General features: G+C 69.7%; 18 protein-coding genes. 14 read left to right on the forward strand and 4 right to left on the reverse strand.

What is annotated here, in order from left to right; all coding sequences use genetic code 11:
• Positions 1-67 precede the first annotated feature (67 nt).
• On the reverse strand, positions 68-2,434 hold the full coding sequence (locus CFP71_RS01925) for a helix-turn-helix transcriptional regulator (protein WP_093932081.1): 2,367 nt from the start codon (positions 2,432-2,434) through the stop codon (positions 68-70).
• Entirely contained in the window at positions 2,431-3,585 is a 1,155-nt protein-coding gene (locus CFP71_RS01930; RefSeq protein WP_093932082.1) for an Hsp70 family protein, read from the reverse strand. The genes CFP71_RS01925 and CFP71_RS01930 overlap by 4 nt, the downstream gene beginning before the upstream one ends.
• Positions 3,586-3,881: 296 nt before the next feature.
• On the opposite strand from CFP71_RS01930, the gene CFP71_RS01935 reads away from it, so the two are divergent.
• The 3 genes from CFP71_RS01935 (at position 3,882) to CFP71_RS01945 (ending at position 8,089) form a co-directional block, all read left to right on the forward strand.
• Entirely contained in the window at positions 3,882-4,994 is a 1,113-nt protein-coding gene (locus CFP71_RS01935) for an IniB N-terminal domain-containing protein (RefSeq protein WP_093932083.1), read from the forward strand.
• A 126-nt stretch (positions 4,995-5,120) separates the two neighbouring features.
• Positions 5,121-6,887, forward strand: coding sequence for a dynamin family protein (locus tag CFP71_RS01940; RefSeq protein WP_093932084.1), 1,767 nt, complete (start codon positions 5,121-5,123; stop codon positions 6,885-6,887).
• Positions 6,884-8,089 (forward strand): GTPase, encoded by a 1,206-nt coding sequence (locus CFP71_RS01945; protein ID WP_093932085.1) that lies wholly within the window; start codon positions 6,884-6,886, stop codon positions 8,087-8,089. The genes CFP71_RS01940 and CFP71_RS01945 overlap by 4 nt, the downstream gene beginning before the upstream one ends.
• 95 nt (positions 8,090-8,184) lie before the next feature.
• Here the strand turns inward: CFP71_RS01945 and CFP71_RS01950 are convergent, their stop codons facing one another.
• Entirely contained in the window at positions 8,185-8,586 is a 402-nt protein-coding gene (locus tag CFP71_RS01950) for a TIGR03618 family F420-dependent PPOX class oxidoreductase (RefSeq protein WP_093932086.1), read from the reverse strand.
• A gap of 141 nt (positions 8,587-8,727) precedes the next feature.
• Here CFP71_RS01950 and CFP71_RS01955 point away from each other — a divergent pair, with 141 nt between their 5' ends.
• The 5 genes from CFP71_RS01955 to CFP71_RS01975 all read left to right on the forward strand — a co-directional run bounded on the left by CFP71_RS01955 (position 8,728) and on the right by CFP71_RS01975 (position 14,451).
• Positions 8,728-9,945 carry a family 8 glycosyl hydrolase gene (locus CFP71_RS01955; RefSeq protein WP_167405968.1) on the forward strand — a complete coding sequence of 406 codons (1,218 nt, stop codon included), beginning with the start codon at positions 8,728-8,730 and terminating at the stop codon, positions 9,943-9,945.
• 173 nt (positions 9,946-10,118) lie between these two features.
• Positions 10,119-11,081 (forward strand): ABC transporter substrate-binding protein, encoded by a 963-nt coding sequence (locus CFP71_RS01960; RefSeq protein WP_093932088.1) that lies wholly within the window; start codon positions 10,119-10,121, stop codon positions 11,079-11,081.
• Entirely contained in the window at positions 11,068-11,967 is a 900-nt protein-coding gene (locus CFP71_RS01965; protein WP_093932089.1) for an amino acid ABC transporter permease, read from the forward strand. Before CFP71_RS01960 ends, CFP71_RS01965 begins: the two co-directional genes overlap by 14 nt.
• Positions 11,960-12,727, forward strand: coding sequence for an amino acid ABC transporter ATP-binding protein (locus CFP71_RS01970; RefSeq protein WP_093932090.1), 768 nt, complete (start codon positions 11,960-11,962; stop codon positions 12,725-12,727). The genes CFP71_RS01965 and CFP71_RS01970 overlap by 8 nt, the downstream gene beginning before the upstream one ends.
• Positions 12,724-14,451 (forward strand): aminotransferase class V-fold PLP-dependent enzyme, encoded by a 1,728-nt coding sequence (locus CFP71_RS01975; protein WP_093932091.1) that lies wholly within the window; start codon positions 12,724-12,726, stop codon positions 14,449-14,451. The genes CFP71_RS01970 and CFP71_RS01975 overlap by 4 nt, the downstream gene beginning before the upstream one ends.
• Positions 14,452-14,525: 74 nt before the next feature.
• On the opposite strand, the gene CFP71_RS01980 is transcribed toward CFP71_RS01975, so the two are convergent.
• Positions 14,526-15,698: a macrolide family glycosyltransferase gene (locus tag CFP71_RS01980; protein WP_093932092.1), complete on the reverse strand. Its 1,173-nt coding sequence runs from the start codon at positions 15,696-15,698 to the stop codon at positions 14,526-14,528.
• Between the two features lie 287 nt (positions 15,699-15,985).
• Between CFP71_RS01980 and CFP71_RS01985 the strand changes: the two genes are divergently transcribed.
• The 6 genes from CFP71_RS01985 to CFP71_RS02010 all read left to right on the forward strand — a co-directional run bounded on the left by CFP71_RS01985 (position 15,986) and on the right by CFP71_RS02010 (position 21,575).
• The gene (locus tag CFP71_RS01985; RefSeq protein ID WP_167405969.1) at positions 15,986-17,530 is read left to right on the forward strand and encodes an alpha/beta hydrolase; all 1,545 of its coding nucleotides are present in this window, start codon (positions 15,986-15,988) and stop codon (positions 17,528-17,530) included.
• 144 nt (positions 17,531-17,674) lie between these two features.
• Complete coding sequence (locus CFP71_RS01990) at positions 17,675-18,577, forward strand: ABC transporter ATP-binding protein (protein ID WP_093932093.1); 903 nt, start codon at positions 17,675-17,677, stop codon at positions 18,575-18,577.
• A complete protein-coding gene (locus tag CFP71_RS01995) occupies positions 18,574-19,305 on the forward strand; it encodes an ABC transporter permease (RefSeq protein ID WP_093932094.1) in 732 nt (243 codons plus the stop codon). Before CFP71_RS01990 ends, CFP71_RS01995 begins: the two co-directional genes overlap by 4 nt.
• 20 nt (positions 19,306-19,325) lie before the next feature.
• Positions 19,326-19,952 carry a hypothetical protein gene (locus tag CFP71_RS02000; protein WP_093932095.1) on the forward strand — a complete coding sequence of 209 codons (627 nt, stop codon included), beginning with the start codon at positions 19,326-19,328 and terminating at the stop codon, positions 19,950-19,952.
• Complete coding sequence (locus CFP71_RS02005; RefSeq protein ID WP_093932096.1) at positions 19,949-20,272, forward strand: winged helix-turn-helix domain-containing protein; 324 nt, start codon at positions 19,949-19,951, stop codon at positions 20,270-20,272. The genes CFP71_RS02000 and CFP71_RS02005 overlap by 4 nt, the downstream gene beginning before the upstream one ends.
• Positions 20,259-21,575 carry a DNA polymerase IV gene (locus CFP71_RS02010; protein ID WP_093932097.1) on the forward strand — a complete coding sequence of 439 codons (1,317 nt, stop codon included), beginning with the start codon at positions 20,259-20,261 and terminating at the stop codon, positions 21,573-21,575. The genes CFP71_RS02005 and CFP71_RS02010 overlap by 14 nt, the downstream gene beginning before the upstream one ends.
• The last annotated feature ends 58 nt before the right edge of the window (positions 21,576-21,633 follow it).

Genomic DNA, 21,633 nt, shown 5'->3' on the forward strand with positions numbered 1-21,633 from the left:
GACCGGTCCTGGCGGATCACGGACCTGGACACCCGGCGGACTCCGGTCGGCATCGACGTCCTGAAGGTCACCCTTGTGGCTCGGTCGCGGGAAGCAGTTCCCGCAGCATGGCCAGCAGCTCCCGCCGGTCCCCGGCGCCGAGTTTCCCCCGGATCCGGGCCATGTGATGCTCCACGGTCTTCCCCGAGATGAACAGTTCGCTCCCGGCCTGCTTGTACGTCAGCCCGTCGACGACCAGCCGGGCGACCTCCAGTTCCCGTTCGCTCAAGGCGCTCAACCCGGTGGCCGCGACGGGTTCCGGAGCGCGCCCCTGGAACTGCCGGGCCGCTTCGAGCAACTGGACCATCGCCTTCCGGTCCGAGGTCCGGATCGCCGCCTGCCCGGCCAGCCGTGACGCGTCCCAGGTGAGCCCGAGTTCGTGCAGCTCCGAAGCGGCCGACGTGATCGCTTCGGGATCGAAGGTCCCGGTCAGGACCGCGAGCCAGCCGGTCGCGGCGGCGGCGAGGGCCGCCGGATAGCGGCCGCAAGGCGCGAAAGCGTTCAGCGCGGCCAGATGTTCGCCCGCCGCGGCGTGATTCTCGACGGTGATGGCGGCGTGCAGCTCGTGCCAGCGCAACGTGGCTGTCCACAGTGGAGGGTTGCCGAGTTCGTCGAGCACGGCGTGCGCGCGCTCCAGCTGACCCGCCAGTTTCGCGCTCGCGTTGCCCCGTGCGGCCGCGATCGCGAGTTCTCCCAGCGGCAGCAGCGAATACAGGTCGGGCTGCTGCCGCATCGACGCCTGATACGCCCGGTCCCAGGACCGTTGCAGGCCGGGAAGATCACTCGCCCGCCGGGCCAGGCCCAGTTGCAGGGTGGCGGCGAAGAGTTCGTCGCGTGCCTCGAGACCGTCCGGCGGCATCAGGGACTCGGCGGCGGTCTTGAGGTCGCCCGCGGTCATCGCGACCCAGCCGAGCAACAGCCGGTGCCGTTTCGCGAGCAGGTCCCCGCCGATCCGCCCGGCCACCGCGCGGCTCAGCACCGATTCGGCCAGCGCGAGTTCGCCGGAATGCAGGCCCACCAACGCCGCGAGGGCGGCGGGGCTGTCCGGCAGCGGCGCGGGCGCTCCCGCCGATTCCAGCATCGAAGCCGCGCCCAGCAGGGACGACAGCGTTTCGGTGCCGCAGCCGGACACCGAGTCGGTGATCGCGCGCGCCGTCCGTGATGCGGCGCCCGCGAACAGGGTCGGGACTTCGGGGGTCTCCAGCACGCCGCGGGCGGCTTCGAGTTTTCCGGTGCCCAGCAAGGCGATCGCGGCGAACGCCTTCGAACCGGCCCGGCCCGACCATTGGTACAGCTCGGCGCTGTGCGCCAGTTCCCCGCGGTGCGCCAGCACGGTCGCGGCCACTTCGGCACCGGCCGCCCTGGCGTCGGCGGCATCAGGATCGTCGGTACTTCCGAGCATCCCGTCGCCGAGCCGGAGCGCGGTGTCGAGGTCCCCGGCCAGCGCGGCGGCGTGCGCCCAGCCGACGGTGAGCGCCGCGCCGCGCCCACCGGCCTCGGACGCGGCTTCGTAGAACCGCGCCGCGAGTTTCGTGTCGTCGGGCATCGCCTCGCGCGCGGCCGCCTCGAAGGCCGCCGCCGCGCTCGCGCCCGAACTTCCCGTTCCCAGCAGGGATCTGGCGAGGTCGAGTACCGGAAGTCCGTCACGCAGCTGGAGTTCCAGCAGTCGTTGCAGCACCGTCAGCCGTCGCCCCGGCGAACCCCAGGTCCGGACGGCTTCGGCGGCGATCGGCAGCAGGACGTCGTCCTCACCGAGAAGCCCTGTCGCCCTGGCGCCGTCGAAGATCTCGGGCAGCCCCTCGCGATCGCGGTTGAGCAGCGCCGCCAGGAGATCGAGATTCCGGCCGGCGCCCGCTTCCGCCGCGATCAGGAACCGGTGCACGTCGTCGTCCAGTTGTTCCAGTTCACCGCGGAAGTCCGCGAGCCGCCCGGTGACCGCGCGGAGCACGAGTCCCGGCACACCACCGGTTCTGGCGTGGACGTCTTCGGCCGTGGCCGCGTCGCCACCGGCGTGCTCGACGAGCCGCCGGACGTCGTCGACGCCGAAAGCCCCCAAAGCCACCGACCTGCCGAAGGAATCGGCGAGCGCGCGCAACGTGGTCGTCCGCGCGGCCGGCCGGAAGGCCAGGACGACGGGCGCCGTCGTTTCCTCCGCCCGCGCCTTGATCTTCGCGATCTCGTCGTCGCCGAGCTGATCGGCGTCGTCGACGAGCATCGCTTCGACCCCGGCGCCCGCGTAGTGGCGTTCGAGCAGGGCGAGCAGGTGGGTCTTCCCGTGCCCGCCGGGGGCGACGACGGTGACCCGCACCGGCAGTTCCGGGGCGGCGGTCACCTCGTCGAGCAGGGGCCGGGCACCCGGATGGATGATGCCGGGCTTGTCGAGCAATGCGTTCAACAGCGACCTTCGGGGGATGTGGGCGTGGCGCCGGGGGTGGACGGCGCGCACGAGCTCGAGGTGGCGGGAGGGGCTTCGGGACCCTTGTCTGCGGTGGCTTCTCGAGTGGTCAGGGTGAAGAACAGGGTGGTCGCGGCGAGCACCACGACCGCGGCTCCGGCGACGATGGGCTTGCGCCGGCTGAGCAGTTTCGCCGCCCCGGTGGGTTCTGGCAAGGGGAACGGGGTGATGTCCACCGGCGGCCGTTCGGGCCGCTCGGTGAGTTCTTCGAGCGGGTCCACCCGGGGGAGCAGGGTGGTTTCCACGGTTTCCACCGCGGCGAGGGCATTCGATCGCGGACCGCCGGGTCGGGGAACGTCACGTCGCGCGGCGATGTTCGCCGCACCGGTCGCCACGGTGAGCACCGGGTCGCTCGAAGCGAACACGGGGCACGGCGTGCGGCCGGAGACCGGTGGCGCCTCGCCGCAGAGCACGATGCCCGCCAGCGCCTGCGGCGGGATCCCGGCGCCGTGCGCGAGTTCGAAGACCTTGCCGACGGCCTCACCGGGGTCGACGCCTTCCACCGTCTTGACCGGCTGCCACCCGTTGACGCCGGTGGCGGCGATCGTGACCACCGCGCCGTCCGGGCCGAATTCGCAGACACCGGCGGTGACCTCGCCGCGCGGGGCGAGATACGCGTGCAGTGCGGCGACCGGCGCCGGTACCAGTGCGGCACGGGGGAACCCGGCTTCGGCCAGCGCCCGGCGCAGCAGGTCACGGCGGAACGAGCCCCAGCCGACCGGATGCGTGAGCACGATGTGCCGCGGTTTCTCGCCGAAGCGCTCGGCCGCTTGATCCACCGCGGCGTCCACGAGGACAGCGCTGAGGGATTCGGCCGGGAACCGCTCGCCGCCCACGATCACGGGGACGTCGTCGCCGACCCGTTCGTGGAACCCGGTCAGCAACCGGGCGGGCGCGGACAGACCCGCTTCGACGGCGGCGTCCCCGGTGAGCAGGTAGCCGTCGTCGTCGAGGAACACCGCTGTCGCCGCCGACGGACCGCGCGCGCCGAGCCACGACGGCTCGGGCGCGCCCCAGCCGTCGCCGGAGTCCACGCAGGTGGCGGCGGTGGTGCGGGTCGAGGCGATATCGATGCCGAGGACGTAGGGCAACGAGCATCCTCCTTCGCTTGACCAGCCCCTAAGGACCAAATAGGGCCACTCACCTGAATGGCTTGACCCATCCGGGTGAGGGTTGGCATTAAACCCAACGGGATGCGTCTCGGTTAAGTCCCTAACGCCCTAACGATGTCATACCGATCCCCTATTGGCTGAGTGGGAGACGACCAGGAGTGATCCCCGATGTGCCCAGAGGTACCGGCTCACTAACTTCGGTGACCTGCGCTCAGCCGTGCCCTCCGGCCGCTGTGCCAGCCCCCACCGACCTAGACCCCCGGGAGAGTCCTTTCATGGGTTCCGTCCAGACCCTGCACGACTTCACGCTGAACCTGCTGAACGACACCGCCGCCCGCGCGGCGTTCGCCAACGACCCGCAGCAGGTCCTGGCCGACGCCGGCCTCGGCGACATCAACGCCGCCGACGTGCACGAGGTCGTCCCGCTGGTGCTCGACTTCGTCCCGGTCGAGACCGCCACCGACATCACCGGAACCACCGCGGCCGCCGCCGACAACCTGGCGGGCTTCGGCGGCGTCGCGAACGTCGTCAACGGCACCGACGGCGAGTGCGCCGACGGCGTCCAGGGCGCGATCGACCAGCTCACCGCGCTGACCGCCGGCCTCCCGGTCGCCGTCCCCGGTGTCGACGGCCTCCCCGCCGTCCCGAGCCTCCCCGGCGCCGGTCTCCCGGGTGTCCCGGCCCTGCCGGAGCTGGGCGCTCTGCCGGAGCTCGGTGGCCTTCCCGCCGTCCCGGCCGTGCCCGCCGTCGGCGACCTGCCGGTCGACCTCCCGGGTGTGCCCGCCGTCCCGGCCGTCTCCGACGTGACCGACGTGTCGAACGCCGCCGCCGGCGTGACCGCCCTCGCGCAGAACACCGTCGGCAGCTTCGGCCTGACCGACGACCTTTCGCGTGGCCTCGACGCGGGCTCCGTCGCCCAGGCCGGTGACGTCGCCACCGGCGCCGTCGACACCGCGACCGACCTGGCCCACGCCGTCCCGGCCGTGGACACCGCCGGGCTCCCGGCCGTCGACTCGGTCCCGGCCGTCGGCGATCTGAACAGTGACCTGCCGCGCGCCGACGGTGTCGCGGGCGGTGCCCCGGACTTCCTGTCGACCGTCGGTGACCTGACCAGCGTCATCGGCCAGACCGGCGTCGCCGACGTCACCACCAAGGTGCACGACATCGCGGGCAAGGCGCACGACATCGGCAACGGCAACGGCATCGCGAACGACGTGACCGACAACGTCGCGACCGACGTCACCGACAACGTCGTGAACGACGTCGCGAACCACGCGGGCGTCAACGACGTGCACGACGTCGTGTCCGGTGTGGCCAACAACATCGGCCAGGTCGGCGACGTCCACATCGGCGACATCGCCTCGGGCAACGACATCCACATCGGCTGAGCTGAATAACTTTCATCTCTTGCCGTGTGCACGGGCCCCGCGATCGCACCAGGTCGCGGGGCCTTCGCGGCATGTTGGCCCATGCCACATTGATTCCGCGCTTGGTTAAGGGAACACTGCATCCCCGTGACAGCCCCCGCCTGGCTCGACGTGCTCAACGAGACCTTGGACGCCTGTGCCGCCCACGGCCGCGCCGACCTGGCCGAACGCCTCCGGCGCAGACGTGACCGGCAGGCACCGGGCACCCGGATCGCGGTGGTCGGTTTTCCCAAGCAGGGCAAGGGGTACCTGCTCAACGCGCTGCTGAACGCGCCAGTTTGCGCGGTCGGGGACGCGATTACCCCCGCCGTTCCGACGGAGATCGGGTACGCCGCCGACCCCGCCGCCACCCTGGTCGGGCACGGCCGGGAAAGCGTTCCGGTCGGTGACCTGGCCAAAGAGCTCGAGGTCCGGCCACCCGGCTCGCTGCGCCGGGTCGAAGTCGGCCTGCCACGCGAACTTCTCGGGACGGGCCTGGTGCTGGTGGACACCCCCGCGATCGGGGATCCCCGATCCCCGCGCACGGCGGCCACCCTCGACGTCCTCGCCGACGCGCACGCGGTGATCCTCGTCTCCGACGCGACGCAGGAACTCCAGCCCGCCGAACTCGCGCTGGCCCGGCACATCCGGACCTGGTGCCCGGCGCTCGTCCTGGCGCTGACCAAGATCGACGTCAGCCCGGACTGGCGCGAACTCGCCGCGCGCAATCGCACCGCGCTGTCCGAGACCGGTGTCGTCGCCGACGTCTTCCCGGTGTCCGCGACGGTGCGGCAGGCCGCCGCGAAGGCCGGTGACGCCGTCCTCAACGGACAGTCCGGTTTCCCGGAACTCCTGAACTGGGTGGGGGAACAGGCCGCGCGCCCGATCGAGCGCACCCGGGCGCTCGCCGCCGCGGTGAGCGTCCGCGCGGCCGCGGTCGAACTGGTCGAGACGTTGCAGGCGCGGCTCGACGCCGTCTCCCGGGACAACGGGATCGACCAGGTCACCCTGCTGCACCAGGCACAACGGCGTAGCGAGGAGTTGCGGCGGCAGAACGTCCGCTGGCAGAACATGCTTTCGGACGAGATCACCGATCTGGTCTCCGACGCCGAATACGACCTGCGCGAGCGGACCAGGGTGATCGTGCGGCACATCGACCGCACCTTCGACGAAGGCGACCCGGTGCGGATCTGGCCGGATTTCCAGACCTGGCTGGAAGAAAACCTCGCCGAGACCGTCGAAACGAACTACAACTGGGTTTCCGACCGGTCGGCCTGGATCGCGCACGCGGTCGCCACCACTTTCGGGCCGCACTACGGCCAAGCCCCCGAGCTGCCGCTGACCGGCTCCGGCGTGGACTCGATCCCCGAAGTCGGCGCCCCCAAGATCGAACGGTTCAAAATCGGGCAGAAACTCTTCACCGGACTGCGCGGCTCCTACGGTGGCGTGCTGATGTTCGGCCTGGTCACCAGTCTCGCCGGGCTGCCGCTGATCAACCCGGTGTCCCTCGGCGCCGGTGTCGCCTTCGCCACCAAGAGCGTGCGCGACGAGGGCGGGATGCGGCTCCAGCGGCGCCAAGCGCTGGCGAAGGCCGCGGCGCAGCGTCATGTCGACGACGTGTTCATCCGGTTCAGCAAGGAGATCAAGGACGAGGTCCGGCAGGTGCAGCGGCGCCTGCGCGATCATTTCACCGCGTTGTCCGACCAGCTGGCCGAAGACCTGACCCGCCAACGGGAACTGATCATCGCCGGCTCCGCCGAACGCGACCGGCGCACCCAGCGGGTCAAGAAGGAGATCGACAGGCTCGCCGCCTTGCACCGGAAGGCGGGGGCGCTCGGCAGCGGCGCCGCGCCGCGCCGGGAGCTCTCCGCGTGACCGCCCTGGACGTCCGGGAACTGCTGAACGAGGCCGCGGCGCACTACCGGGACCGTCCGCACGCGGTGGCGATGCTGCGGGAAGGCCTGGAGCGGCTGGAAGAACCGCTGCGGGTCGGTTTCGTCGGCACGCCGGGGACCGGGAAGTCCACTTTGGTCTCCGCCCTGTCGGAGTGGCCGACGCGAGCTTTGCGGGAGATCGATCTGTTCGACACCCCGGCGCCCACCGAGCACGTCGACGCGACGGTGCGCCTGGTGCGCCACCTCGAACCCGACGAGCTGGCCGGTACCCGGCAGGTGGGCGGTTCGGCGTTCGCCCGCCAGACCGCGGTGAACACGGTGCTGGTGCTCGGCCGGGCCGACGAGGTCGGCGCGGGCCGGATCGACGCCTTGCTCACCGCGAAGCAGCTGGCCAGGCGGGCTTGGCGGGAGGATCCGGATTGCGCGGGATTCCAGGGAGTCATCGCGGTCGCCGGGCAACTCGGTTACGCGGGACGCGCGCTGCGCGACGACGAGTTCGAGGTGCTGCGCGCGCTGGCGTCGGTCTCCCGCCCGGAACTGGAGCGCCATCTCCTGTCCGTGGATTCCTTTGTGGACGATCCGTTCCCGCTGCGGGTCTCGCCGGAGTCGCGGAAGCATCTGGTGTCGCGGTTCGGGCTCTACGGCGTCCGGCTGGCGATCACCCTGATCCGCACCGGTAGCGAGAGCAGGCTGAAGCTTTCGGCGGAACTCGTGCACCGCAGCGGTCTCGGCGATCTCCGGGACACGCTCGCCGGATGCTTCGTCGCCAGGGCGGAGGCGTTGAAGGCGCGCACGGCGGTACTGCGTCTGGAAGGTCTGCTCGCCACCGAGCCGCTTCCGCATAGCGACCGGCTGGCCGCGCGCGTGGAGCGATTCGCCGCGGCCGCGCACGACTTCCGGGAACTGCGGCTCATCGCCGGCATCCGCGGCGGCCGCACGACGCTGTCCGGGGAGATCGCCGAGGAGGCCGCCCGGTTGCTCGGCGCGCAAGGCCTCGCGCCCACCGAGCGGCTCGGCCTCGAACCCGACGCGGATCCGGCCGCGATCCACGCGGGCGCCGAAAGCGCGCTCGTCCGCTGGCGGCACGAGGCGGAACGGGCCGACGCCGCGCACGCCGAACGCGCCGCCGCGCGGGTGATCGTGCGTTCGGTCGAAGGACTGCTCAGCCTTTTCGTGGCTTGAGCCGGCGTGGGCTGAAAGGGCCCTTCCCCGCATGCGACGTGGTGAAAGCGCCCTTCGCCGCGTGAGATGAGGGGAAAGTCCCCTTCAGCCCCCGGTCAGGCGTTCCCGAGGACCCGGCTGACGGCGATCTCGATGACCACGCGTTCCGGGTTCACCTTGGGCTGCCGGTAGCGCGCGGCGTAGCGGTTCTCGGCGTCGCGCACCGACTCCGGGTCTTCGCGCAGCACCGCGCGTCCCTCCAAAGTGGACCAGCGCGGTCCGTCGATCTGGCAGGCCGCGACCGGAATGCCCTTTTCGCCCGCTTCCTTGATCATCCGGGCCTTCTTGGACGAGCGGAACGTGATCACGCGGGCGATCCCGGCCTCGAAGTCCACCGTGACGCCGACCGCGACGACGTGCGGGGTCCCGTCGGGGCGGACGGTGGTCAGGGTGGCGAGGTGACGCTCGGTCCAGAAGTCCCGGAAGGACTCGTCGCGCGCACTCAAGTCGATCTTCATGGGGTCAACGCTAGGGCACCGTTCATGAAAGCGTCATTTGAGGTAATAGTAAGGAAACTTTCTTAACTCTCTTGTTTTTGGCCGATCCGGCTGTCACTCTCGAAACGCGCCGCCGCCACCAACGACGTTTCCGGAGGAGCCATGAGAAAGACCGTTCGGACAGTGCTGGCCGCGGCCGCGCTGACCGCCGGGCTGGTCGCCACGACCGCCCCCGCCACCGCGGCCACCGCTCAAGGAACCCCTTACCTTCCGGGCGTTCTGCGCCCGTCGGTCTCGCAGGCGACGCAGGACGCGGCGCTCGCCAAGTACTACGACTTCTGGAAGAAGAACTTCCTGACCACCAAATGCGGAACAGGCACTTACGCGGTCAAGGCGCCGGACGCCGACCACGCCTTCGTGGCCGAGGGTCAGGGCTACGGCATGACCATCGCGGCCATGATGGGCGACAAGGACTCCCAAGCCCGCACCATCTTCGACGGCATCCTGAAGTTCGTGAAGGCGCACCCTTCGTCGATCGACAAGGACCTGCACGCCGCCGAGCAGAACGAGAGCTGCAAGAGCGTCAACGGCGTCGACTCGGCGACCGACGGTGACCTCGAGATCGCCTACGGCCTGCTCATCGCCGACAAGGTCTGGGGCAGCTCCGGTTCGGTGAACTACAAGTCCGAGGCGCTGCGGATCATCAAGGCGATCAAGCGCAGCGAGGTCAACTCCAGCACCAAGTTCATGCGGCTCGCCGACTGGGCCGACGACAGCGAGTACACGAACAGCTCGCGCTCGTCCGACTGGATGCCGGGCCACCTGCGCGCGTTCGAAAAGGCCACCGGGGACTCGTTCTGGGGACAGGTCCGCACCCGGCAGGAGCAGGCCGTCACCCAGCTCCAGCAGAAGTACTCGCCGAAGACCGGGCTGATCCCGGACTTCGTCGTCAACACCAACTCCACGCCGAAGCCCGCTCCGGACGGCTTCCTCGAGGACCACGACCCGCACTTCGCGTGGAACGCCTGCCGTGACCCGTGGCGGCTCGGCGTCGACGGCATCACCGTCTCCGGCAGTCCGGCGCAGGGCCAGGTGAAGAAGATGAACACCTGGATCCAGCAGACGACCGGCGGCGACCCGGCCAAGATCACCACCGGCTACACGCTGGCGGGCGGCAAGCTCGCGGGCGAGACGGGCCAGCACCCCTGCTTCACCGCGTCGTTCGCCATCGCGGCGATGAACGATTCCGGCAGCCAGGCCTGGCTGGACAAGCTGTGGACCAAGGTCACCACCTGGACGCCGAACGCCACCGACTACTACGGCACCGGCATCACCGTGCAGGTCCTGCTCATCCTGTCGGGGAACTACATCGCGGTCTGACCCGGCGGCGACAGCCGCTCATTGAAGTGTCATGAGGGGTCCCCATAGGACGAAAAATGTCCTATGGGGACCCCTCATGACATCCACCGGACAGAATTTCAACTCACAGTTGACCTCTTCAACAGCCAGTTGTAGCGTCGGCGACCACCCAAGGCACCGTGGAGGTCCCCGTCATGCCGTCGACGCCGCACACCCTGACCCGAACCTGGCGCTTGGCCGTGCTCACCGGCCTGGCCGCGCTCGTCACCGCGGCCTGCGGAGGCGGGCCCGACGGGGCAGGCGGCCAGGAACCCGCGGCGTCGGGGGCGCCCTCGGCGATCCCGGACACGACCGCGCTGATCGAGGCAGTCCAGAAGGACGCCGCCGTCACGCTGCCCGCGAAGTACGCGCAGGCCGGGATGCTGCACATGGCGTCGAACCTGCAGTCCGCGCCCAACAACTTCTACGCCGCCGACGGCAAGACCCCGATCGGCTACGAGGTCGACCTCGCCAAGGCCATCGGCAAGAAGCTGGGCGTCACCGTGCACCACCAGGACATGGCGTTCGGGTCGCTGATCACGAGCCTCCAGTCCGGCCGCGTCGACCTCACGATGGCCGCGATGAACGACACCAAGACCCGCCAGGCGCAGATCGACTTCGTCGACTACTTCTCCTCCGGCATCACGATCATGGTCCGCAAGGGCAATCCCGACCAGATCGCCGGCCCGGACACGTTGTGCGGCAAGAACGTCGCCGTCGTGCAGGGCACGAGCCACCAGAAGTTCGCGGAAGAGCAGAACGGAAAATGCGCGCAGGCCGGCAAGCCCGCGCTGACCGTCACCGCGACCGATTCCGACACCCAGAACCAGAACCAGCTCCGCACCGGCCGGGTCGCCGCCATCCTCAACGACCTGCCCAGTGCGGTCTACATCTCCCGCACCGCGGGCGAGGGCAAGTTCTTCGAGGTCGTCCCCGGTGAGCCGATCAACGGCGGACCGTACGGGATCGGCGTCAACAAGGAGAACAAGCCGCTCGCCGAGGCGATCCAGAAGGCGTTGCAGTCCCTGATCGCCGACGGCGGCTACGGCAAGATCCTGCAGGCCTGGGGCGTCGAGCAGGGCGCGGTCAAGGAGGCGAAGCTCAATGGCGGAAGTTGAGCCGCTGCCGATCGTCCGGCTGAAGCACTGGGGCCGCTGGGTCAGCGGCGTCGTCATCCTGGTGCTGCTGGCCCTGCTCGGGATCGCGCTCGGGAACGCGCAGATCCAGTGGGACTCGGTCCCGGAGTTCCTGTGGTACCGGGTGATGGCGGTCGGCCTGCTCAACACCGTGCTGCTCGCGGTGATCGCACAGGGTTCGGCGATCGTCATCGGGATCGTGATCGCCCTGATGCGCCGCTCGGCGAATCCGGTGGCGCGCTGGTTCGCGGCGGGCTACATCTGGCTGTTCCGCGGGCTTCCGGTGCTGTTGCAGATCCTGATCTGGTACAACCTGGCGCTGGTCTTCGAATTCATCTCGATCCCGCTGCCGTTCGGCGGCCATCTGCTGCACGAGCAGACCAACGTGCTGATCACCGCGTTCACCGCCGCGCTGCTCGGCCTGGCGCTCAACGAAAGCGCGTACATGGCGGAGATCGTCCGCGCCGGGCTGAACAGTGTCGACAGTGGACAGACCGAGGCGGCGAAGTCGATCGGCATGTCGCCGGGCGCGACGCTGCGGCGGGTGGTGCTGCCGCAGGCGATGCGGGTGATCATCCCGCCGACCGGCAACGACTTCATCAACATGCTCAAAGGGACGTCGATGGCTTCGGTGATCGGCGTGACCGAACTGATCCACGCCGCCAACAACATCTCGTCCAACAACCTGCTGGTGATGGAAACGCTGCTGGCGGCCGCCGTCTGGTACATGGTCGTGGTGACCGTCGCCGGGGTCGGACAGCATTATCTGGAGCGCGCCTTCGATTCCGAAGACCGGTCGCGAAGTCCGTTCTCCCGTGCCGCCAAGGCCTTGCGCACGGCGCCGCTGGTGAGGAGTGAACGTGGCTGAGGCACTGTTGAAGGCCGTCGGCGTCCGCAAGAGCTACGGGCACACCGAGGTGCTGAGCGGGATCGACCTCGAAGTCCACAAAGGACAGGTGGTCTGCCTGCTCGGCCCGTCCGGGGCGGGGAAGAGCACCTTCCTGCGCTGCGTCAACCACTTGGAGACGATCGACGCCGGCCAGGTGTGGGTCGACGGCGAGCCGATCGGTTTCCGGCTGCGGGGCGGCAAGCTGTACGAACTGAAGGAACGCGAGGTCGCCCGGCAGCGGCGCGACATCGGCATGGTGTTCCAGCGGTTCAACCTGTTCGGGCACCGGACGGCGTTGCAGAACGTCGTCGAAGGGCCCGTGCGGGTGCTCGGTGTCCCTGCCGACGAAGCCCGGGAACAGGCGCTCGAACTGCTCGACAGGGTCGGTCTCGCGCACCGGGCCGACGCCTATCCGGCGCAGCTGTCCGGTGGGCAGCAGCAGCGGGTCGCGATCGCCCGGTCGCTCGCGATGAAACCGAAGCTGATGCTGTTCGACGAGCCGACGTCGGCGCTCGACCCGGAACTCGTGGGCGAGGTGCTGGCGGTGATGGGTACCTTGGCCGCGGAGGGGATGACGATGGTCGTGGTGACGCACGAGATGGGGTTCGCGGCCGAGGCCGCGGACGAGGTGGTGTTCATGGCCGACGGCGCGATCGTCGAGACCGGCCCGCCGGGGGAGATCCTGAGCTCGCCGAAGCACGAGCGGACCAAGCAGTTCCTGGCGCGGGTCCTCGCATGACCCGGATCTCCCCGCGGTACCTGCTGCAGTTCGACGAACCGGCCGGGTACCTCGACTTCGCCCGGTTCGGCCCGCCGTCGCACGCCGTGCTCGACACGACGGCGAGCCTGCTCGACGCCTCGACCAAGGCCGGGCCGTCCACAGTGGACGACCTGATGCGGCAGGAGACCCGCGCCAAGGCCGCCGCCGCACGGCTTTCCGGTAGCGACACCGACCACACGGTGCTGCTGCCGCTCACCAGTCTCGGACTGTTCCAGGCCGCTTTCAACGCTCCCGGCGGTGAAGCGCTGGTGTCGGCCTCGGAGTTCCCGGCCAACACCTATCCGTGGGCGCGAGCGGAACAGGCGGGACGGCTGACCGTTCGGCGGCTGCCGCTCGGGAACGTCACGGCGGACGCGGTCAAAGCGGCCCTGACCCCGGAGACGTCGCTGGTCAGCGTGAGCGCTGTCGACTTCCGCACCGGGTATCGCGCCGATCTGGCCGCGATCCGCGATGTGGTGGAGGACAGGCTGCTCGTCGTCGACGGCATCCAGGGTTTCGGCGTGACCGAGGCGCCGTGGGAGGTCGCGGACGTGCTCGTCGTCGGCGGTCAGAAGTGGCTGCGGGCGGGCTGGGGCACCGGTTTCGCCGTGCTGTCCGACCGCGCGCTGGAGAGGATGGAACCGATCCTGTCCGGCTGGACCGGCGCCCGTGACCCCGGCCTGTTCGACGACGAGATCCATCCGGCCGACGACACCGCGGCCGCGTGGTCGATCTCGAACCTGAGCCCGATCACGTCGGGCGCGTTCGCGGCGGCACTGGAACTGGTCGAGGAGGCGGGCGTCGCGGCCATCGCCGGGCGGATCGCCGAACGCGTCGGCGAACTCGAAGAAGCCGTGAAATCCCTGGGCGGCGAGGTGGTTTCGGCCGTCGAGCGCCGGGCCGGGATCCTCGCCTTCACCTTGCCGGGGCACGTCGCCGAACAGGTGGGGACCGCGCTCGCGGACGCCGGGATCGCCGCGACCGTGCGGCCGGAACACGTCCGGCTGTCCCCGCACGCGTCGACACCGGCGAGCGCGGCGGAACAGGTGCGCTCGGCGCTGGGTCGTTTGAAGAAGCCGGTTCGCGCCTTCGAGGCGCCCGTCGTCGCGTCGGCGGCGTCGGGGGACTTGCTCACGGCGCTCGTCCCGGCGGTGCACGCGCTCGCGGCGATGCTGGGGCCCGGCAACGAAGTCCTGCTGCACGATCTGAGCAGGCTGCCGGACTCGATCGTCGCCATCGCGGGTGACCTCACCGGCCGGACGGTCGGCGGGCCGATGACGGATCTGCTGCTGGGCCTGGTCCGTCGCGGAACCACACAGGACCTGACGAACTACGAGACCCACGGCCCCGACGGGCGCGCGATCCGCTCGTCGACCCTGTTCCTGCGGGACGCCGACGGGGTCGCGATCGGCTGCCTGTGCGTCAACCGGCTGACCGACGGCGCGCCGAGGGCGAACGGGCACGAACCCGAGACGTTCCCGCCGGACGTCGACAGCCTGCAACGGTTCCTGATCGGGCGCGCGGTGACGAAGGCCGGGATCCCGGTGGACCTGATGAAGAAGCGGCACAAGGCGGCCGTCGTCCGGGAACTGGACGAGGCGGGGTTCTTCCTCATCAAGGACTCGGTGGACCACCTCGCCGGGGAACTCGACGTCACGCGGTACACGATCTACAACTACCTGAACGAGATCCGGGGCACCTAGCGGGGCGCGCGCGTGTCATGAGGGGTCCCCATCGGACACTTTTCGTCCCATGGGGACCCCTCATGACATCACCGCTACGCGAGGAAGGACTCCACGGCATCGGCCGCCCGCTCGATCCCGCCGTTCCCCCGGGTCTCGGCCCGCACCTCGGCGAGCCGCGCCGCCACCGAAGGCGACCCGGCCACCCGCTCGACAGCGGCCCGCAACGTCGAGGCCGTCACCTCGGAGGCCGCGAGTTCCTCACCGACGCCCAGTTCCGCGAGCTTCGCCGCGTTGCCGAAGCCGTCGGTGGCCAGCGGGATCGCGACGGTCGGCACGCCGTACCACAGCGATTCCGTGCTGCCGCCCATGCCGGCGTGCGTGATGAACGCCGACGCGGCCTCCAGCACCGCGAGCTGCGGGACGAACGGCAGGACCTCGATGTGCTCGGGCAGCGGCCCGAGTTCGGCGACGTCGGTCTGCCCGATCGAGATGACCACGTGCCAGTCCGAGTCGCGGAACCCGTCCACGCACGCGCGGAACAGGTCGAGCTGGTCGGTGAACGCCGTGCCGAGCGACATCAGCAGGACCTTCTTGCCGTTCGCGGGCGGGGTCCAGCTCCGGTCGGCGAGACGTTCCGGGTCCAGCGCCGGGCCGACGAACCGGACCGACGGCGGCACCCGCTCGACGTTGGGCTGCATCGCCCTCGGCAGCAGCGCGAGCACCTGCTCCGGGTGGGAGATCCAGTCCCAGGCGTCGGCCTCGATCCCGTTCTCGTTCAGCCACCGGGTGAAAGTGGCGAAGTAGTCCTTTCCGGTCGGCGAAGACCGGATCGAGGTCAGGATCTCCGCCATGTCCTCTTCGTAGCCGTCCCAAGCGACATACGTCGGGGAGAGCTGCACCGCCGGAACGCCGTAGCGCCTGGCGAGAAGAGGCGCCGGGAGCCCGCCGATGTCGTACAGCAGCAGGTCCGGGCGGTTGTCGTCGTAGAACTCTGTCAGCACCGGCATCGCCTGGATGCCTTCGTCGAGGAAGACCCGCATCTGCGACGCCGGGTCCTCCGGCCACGCCGACTGGTCGCCGAGCGGGAGGATCGAAGGATGCGAGACGATCTCGGCCCCGGTCGGTTCGATCAACCCGGTGAGCGGCTCGCCCACGACGTAGCTGACGCGGTGCCCGCGAGCGACCAGCTCACGGATGATCGCCAGCGAAGGGTAGATGTGACTCGGGGCGGTGCAGCCGATCATCCCGATGTGCTTCTGCATGATGTCCTGTCCGGATCCGTCAAGGGACGTCAGACGGCGCGCAGAAAGGGGGCCACCCGATCGCGGGCGGCCCTGCGGTCACGCCGTCTCAGGCGGTGCGGATGCGCACGTAGTAGATCATGATCGAGATCGTAACCGACGGCATCCGGCCTCCCAACCGATTAACCGGTTGCCCGGTTTGCCGCGATCGGGACCCGCCGTTGGTAGGGATCTTCGCGGGAAGGCTTTCGCAGGTCACGCACGTGGATAGGGTTTCGGGGCTTTCACCTTTGGAGGGAAAGGGAAAAACCTTGAGACGTGTTCTCAGCACCGCGCTGGCCTTGGCCACGCTCGCCTCGGTCGCGGTGACAGCGCCCGCCGGCGCGGCCGAAGCGGCGCAACCCGCCGAGACGATCACCTGGGGAGCGTGCACCGACCCGACGTTGATCAACGCCGGCGCCGAATGCGGCTACCTGTCGGTCCCGCTGGACTACTCGCGGCCACGCGGCGAGAAGATCCAGCTCGCGCTCAGCCGCGTCAAGCACAAGACGCCCGAAGCCCAGTACCAGGGCGTCATGCTCACGAACCCGGGCGGTCCCGGCGGTTCCGGGCTGCTGCTCGCGACCCGCGGGACGCGCGTGCCGAACCACGCGGGCGACGCCTACGACTGGGTCGGTTTCGACCCGCGCGGTGTCGGTTCCAGCAAGCCCGCGCTCTCGTGCATCCCGAACTACATGGACTACAACCGGCCGGGCTACGTGCCGAAGACGCGGGAGCTGGAGAAGACCTGGCTTCAGCGCTCGAAGTCCTACGCCGACGCGTGCGCGGAGAAGAACAGCCGCGCGCTGCTCGAGAACATCAAGACGACCGACACGGTCAAGGACATGGAGAGCATCCGCAAGGCGCTCGGCGCGGAGCAGCTGAACTTCTACGGGTACTCCTACGGCACCTATCTCGGCCAGGTCTACGGGACGCTGTTCCCGCAGCGCGTCCGCCGGATGGTCCTCGATTCCACTGTGGACCCCCGCAACGTCTGGTATCAGGCCAACCTGAACCAGGACCTCGCCTACGACGTCAACCTCAACATCTGGTTCGGCTGGGTCGCCTCGCACGACGACGTCTATCACCTCGGCAAGACGCAGGCCGCGGTGAAGCAGGTCTTCGACGAGCAGCTGAAGAAGCTGGCCGCGGTCCCGGCCGGTGGCTACGTCGGGCCGGACGAGTTCCTCGACGTCTTCCAGCAGGCCTCCTACTACCAGCTGCGCTGGACGCTGCTCGGTGACGCGCTCGCGAAGTTCGTCAACAAGGGCGACTGGCAGACGATGAAGGGGCTCTTCGAGAGCTTCGGTGGCCGCGGCGACGACAACAGTTACGCCGTCTACCTCGCCGTCCAGTGCACCGACGTCAAGTGGCCGCAGAGCTGGCAGCAGTGGAAGCACGACAACTGGCGGACCCATCAGAAGGCGCCGTACTACACGTGGCAGAACGCTTGGTACAACGGGCCTTGCCTGTACTGGCCCGCGAAGCCCGGCAAGCCGGTCAAGGTCGACGGCAAGAAGGTGCCGAGTGTGCTGATGATCGGCGAGACGCTCGACGCGGCGACGCCGTACGAAGGCAGCCTCGAAGTGCGTAGCCGTTTCCCTGGCGCTCGCCTGATCGGTGAGCCGGGCGGCACGAGCCACGCGATCACCCCGCGTGGCAACGCGTGTGTCGACAACCGGATCGCCGACTACCTGGCGACCGGGGCCCTTCCCGACCGCAAGCCGGGCCGGACGGCCGATGTCGAATGCGCGCCGCTGCCGCTTCCCGTACCCACCCCACCCGCGGCCGCCGCCCTCTCCCGGGTGCCCGCCTAGCCCCCAAGTACATGAAGGCCCCCTTCCTTGCGCCTAGGTACAGGAAGGGGGCCTTCATGTACTTGGGGGTTTTCAGGGCAGGGGACTTTGTGTTACAAAGTGGAAGTGAGCTTTGTGGTTCAGAGTGCTCGAAGGGGGAGAGTCATGGCGGACGCGTTCAGCCTCGAAGGGCTGGTGAAGCGCTTCGGTGACGTCCTGGCCGTCGAAGACGTCAGTGTGCGGGTCGCGCCGGGGGAGGTGGTGGCGCTGCTCGGGCCGAACGGTGCGGGCAAATCCACCACGATCGACATGCTGCTGGGCCTGACCAGGCCGGATTCGGGGCAGGTCCGGGTGGCCGGGGTCAGCGCGGCCGAGGCGATGGACCGGGGGACGGTCGGCGCGATGGCGCAGAACGGGACCCTGCTCAGGGACGCCACGGTCGCCGAACTGGTCGGCCTGTTCGCCTCGCTGCACCGGAATCCGCTGCCGACCCGCGAGGTGCTCAAGCGCGCCGGCGTCACCGAGTACGCGAACCGCCGCTGCAGGAAGCTCTCCGGCGGCGAGCAGCAGCGCGTGCGGTTCGCGCTCGCGCTGGTCGGCGATCCGGAGCTGCTGGTGCTCGACGAACCGACCGCGGCGATGGACGTCGACGGGCGGCGCCGGTTCTGGGCGTCGATGCGCGAGTACACCGAGACGGGCCGCACGGTCCTCTTCGCGACGCACTACCTCGCCGAGGCCGAGGACTACGCGGACCGCGTCGTGCTCATGCGGCACGGCCGGGTCGTCGCGGACGGACCGGTCGGCGAGGTCCGGGCCGCGGTCGCCGGCCGGGTGCTGCGCGCCCTCGTCCCGAACGCCACCGAAGCGGCCCTCGCCGCGCTGCCCGGGGTCTCGCGAGCCGTCCTGCGGGCCGGGCACGCGGAGCTGAGTTGCGCCGATTCCGACGCCGCCATCCGCGGGTTGCTGCGCGAGTTCCCGCTCGCCGCGAACATCGAGATCACCGCCGTAGGACTGGAAGAAGCCTTCATCGCGCTGACCGCCGATGAGACCGAGGGGGCCTTGAAATGAGCCTGAGTTACCTCGCGCTGGAGATCAAGCGCATCGTCCGCAGCCCGCAGTTCGCGCTGTTCACCATCGGTATGCCGCTGGCGATGTTCCTGTTGTTCGGCGGGATCTTCGGCGCCCAAGAGATCGCACCCGGGATCTCGACCGCGACGGTGACCATGGTGAACATGGCGGCGTACGGCGCCATGACCGCCGCGCTGTTCACCGGCACCCGTGTCGCCACCGAACGCACCGACGGCTGGCAGCGCACGCTGCGACTCACCCCGATGCGGGCGCCGGGCTATCTGATGGTCAAGGTGTCGGCGGGCCTGTTCGTGGCGCTGCCCGTGCTGCTGGTGATCTTCGCGGCGGGCATGATCCGCGGCATCCGGCTCGAAACCGGCCAGTGGCTGACGATCTTCGGATCGCTGTGGCTCGGGGCGCTGCCCTTCGCGGTACTGGGCCTGATGATCGGCCTGTTCGGCAAGGGCGACACCGTCCAGGCCGTGACCGGCGCGCTGATGCTGCCGCTGGGCATGTTCGGCGGGCTGTGGATCCCGTTGCAGATCCTGCCCGGCTGGATGAACACCGCCGGGCACATCATGCCGACGTACTGGCTGGGCGAGATCGGCCGCGCGCCGGTGCTCGGCGGCTCGGGGGTGCTGATCGCCGCCGGGGTGCTCGCGGCGTGGCTCGTGGTGCCCGCGCTCGTGGTGATGGCGAGGTTCCGGCTCGACACCGCGAGACTGTGAGCGCGTGTTAGTTTTCCGAGGTGGTGGAGGATGAGCACGACGACGCGCGGCCGATGACGCCCGAGGAATCGCTCGCGCTCATCGCCAGTCAAACGGAGAAGACCCGGCGCGAGATCGGGCCGAACCCGGCCGTGCTGCTCGCCGTCTGGGGTCTGGTGTGGCTGTTCGGTTTCGGGCTCATCTACGTCTCCGCTCCGCCCACCGCCCTGATGCCGATGTGGGTCGCCGCGACGATCACCGTCGCCGGGTTCGTCGGCGCCATGGCGTACTCGGCGATCTACGGCATCCGCGCGGGCCGTGGCGTACGCGGGCCGTCCCGGCTCGTCGGGGCGATGTACGGCTGGAGCTGGATGATCGCGTTCGGCGGGCTGACGGTGGTGAACACCGCCCTGATCCGCCTCGGCCTCGACACCGACCTGATCCCGTTGCTGTGGTCCGGGACTTCGCTCATGCTGACCGGCCTGATGTACCTCGCGGGCGGAATGCTGTGGCAGAGCAAGCTTCAGTACGGCCTCGGAGTGTGGATCATCGCCTGCGGCGCGGCGAGCGTGCTGGCCGGGGGACCGCACAACTTCCTCGTGCTGAGTCTCGCGGGCGGCGGGGGCTTCCTGGTGGCGTCACTGGTGTTCCTGGTGCGGTCGCGATGAGCGAAGACGGGCTGCCGCAGCTCGATCCGGTGATCCACGCGCAGGCACGGCTGAGGGTCACCGTGGCGCTGTCGAGCCTGGGGCAGGGGGACAGCATCACTTTCCCGCGGTTGCAGCAACTGCTGGACATGACGCCCGGCAACCTGTCGACGCATCTGCGCAAACTCGAAGACGCCGGCTACGTCGAGATCACCAAGGCCTTCGAACATCGCACACCGGTGACGCTGGTCGAGCTGACCACCCGGGGCCGGGCCGCGTTCGAGGAGTACACGAAGGCCCTGCACCGTCTTCTCGAGGTACCGGGCGATGGGCGGGCATGACCGGTGGGTCATCCACCTCGACATGGACGCGTTCTACGCCTCCTGTGAGCAGCTGACCCGGCCGACGCTGGCGCGGCGGCCCGTCCTGGTGGGAGGCGCGGGCCCGCGCGGCGTGGTCGCCGGGGCGAGCTACCAGGCACGCGAACACGGGATCAAGTCGGCGATGCCGATGTCGCAGGCGCGGCGGTTGTTGCCACCCAACGGGGTGATCCTGCCGCCGCGGTTCAAACTGTACGAACTGCTGAGCACCCAGGTGTTCGACCTCGTCGCCCAGTACGCGCCCGTGCTGGAAAGGATCTCCCTCGACGAGGCCTTCGCGGAACCGCCTTCGCTGGCCGGGGCTTCGTCGGCCGAGGTGCGGGAGTTCGGCACCCGCCTGCGGGAGCACATCCGGTCCGAGATCGGCCTGGTGGCGTCGATCGGGGCGGCGTCGGGGAAGCAGGTCGCGAAGGTCGCGTCGGATCTGGCGAAACCGGACGGGCTGCTCGTCGTCGACCAGGGCACCGAACGCGACTTCCTCGCCCCGCTGCCGACCAGGGTGCTGTGGGGGATCGGCCCGGTGGCGGAAGGGAAGTTGCGCGCGATCGGCGTCCGGACGCTGGGGCAGCTGACCGCGCTCTCCGACGCCGACGCGGTGTCCACTTTGGGCAGTGTGGTCGGCCGGGACCTGCGGCGCCTCGCCACCGGTGTCGACGACCGGCCGGTGTCCGACCGCGCGGAGCTCAAGCAGGTCAGCGCGGAGACGACCTTCGACCGGGACCTGATCGACCTGCCGAGCCTGCGGCGCGAGGTCCGCGACCTCGCCGTCCACGCGCACAAACGGTTGGTGAACGCGGGGAAGGTGGCCCGGACGGTGGTGGTGAAACTGCGGGACACCACGTTCAGCACGGTGACCCGTTCGGAGACGATGGCCTCGCCCACCGACGAATTCGACCAGCTCGCCTCGATGGCGGAAAGGCTGCTGATCGACCCGACGGAGTTCGGCGGGGTCCGGCTGGCGGGCGTCGCGTTCTCCGGGCTTTCGGTGCCGCATCAGGATCCGCTGTTCACCTTGTCCGTCCCCGTTGCCGAAGCCTCGGAGACTTCGGTTTCGAAGGAACCCGCTCCGGTCGTGTTCTCGGGCTGGCGGCCCGGGAACGACGTCGTGCACGAGGAGCACGGGAGCGGCTGGGTGCAGGGCGCCGGGCACGGGCGGGTGACCGTCCGTTTCGAGACGCGGTCCAGCGGGCCCGGAGTGGCGCGAACCTTCACCCAAGAGGACCCGGCCCTGCGACGCGGCGATCCCTCCGACTGTCTTTCCTGAGGCCGCTGCGCGTTCCGCTCGTGACGCGATTCGGCTATTCTCCAAGGAGGAGCGCCGG

Origin of the sequence: Amycolatopsis thailandensis, from assembly GCF_002234405.1 — a bacterium.
GTDB lineage: Bacteria > Actinomycetota > Actinomycetes > Mycobacteriales > Pseudonocardiaceae > Amycolatopsis > Amycolatopsis thailandensis.

Excerpts from the sequence above, each read along its gene's own strand:
- CFP71_RS01955 (WP_167405968.1), top strand. The coding sequence starts at position 8,728 with ATGAGAAAGACCGTTCGGACAGTGCTGGCCGCGGCCGCGCTGACCGCC.
- CFP71_RS01995 (WP_093932094.1), top strand. The coding sequence starts at position 18,574 with ATGAGCCTGAGTTACCTCGCGCTGGAGATCAAGCGCATCGTCCGCAGC.
- CFP71_RS01990 (WP_093932093.1), top strand. The coding sequence starts at position 17,675 with ATGGCGGACGCGTTCAGCCTCGAAGGGCTGGTGAAGCGCTTCGGTGAC.
- CFP71_RS01935 (WP_093932083.1), top strand. The coding sequence starts at position 3,882 with ATGGGTTCCGTCCAGACCCTGCACGACTTCACGCTGAACCTGCTGAAC.
- CFP71_RS01950 (WP_093932086.1), bottom strand. The coding sequence starts at position 8,586 with ATGAAGATCGACTTGAGTGCGCGCGACGAGTCCTTCCGGGACTTCTGG.
- CFP71_RS02005 (WP_093932096.1), top strand. The coding sequence starts at position 19,949 with ATGAGCGAAGACGGGCTGCCGCAGCTCGATCCGGTGATCCACGCGCAG.
- CFP71_RS01975 (WP_093932091.1), top strand. The coding sequence starts at position 12,724 with ATGACCCGGATCTCCCCGCGGTACCTGCTGCAGTTCGACGAACCGGCC.
- CFP71_RS01965 (WP_093932089.1), top strand. The coding sequence starts at position 11,068 with ATGGCGGAAGTTGAGCCGCTGCCGATCGTCCGGCTGAAGCACTGGGGC.
- CFP71_RS01960 (WP_093932088.1), top strand. The coding sequence starts at position 10,119 with ATGCCGTCGACGCCGCACACCCTGACCCGAACCTGGCGCTTGGCCGTG.
- CFP71_RS02010 (WP_093932097.1), top strand. The coding sequence starts at position 20,259 with ATGGGCGGGCATGACCGGTGGGTCATCCACCTCGACATGGACGCGTTC.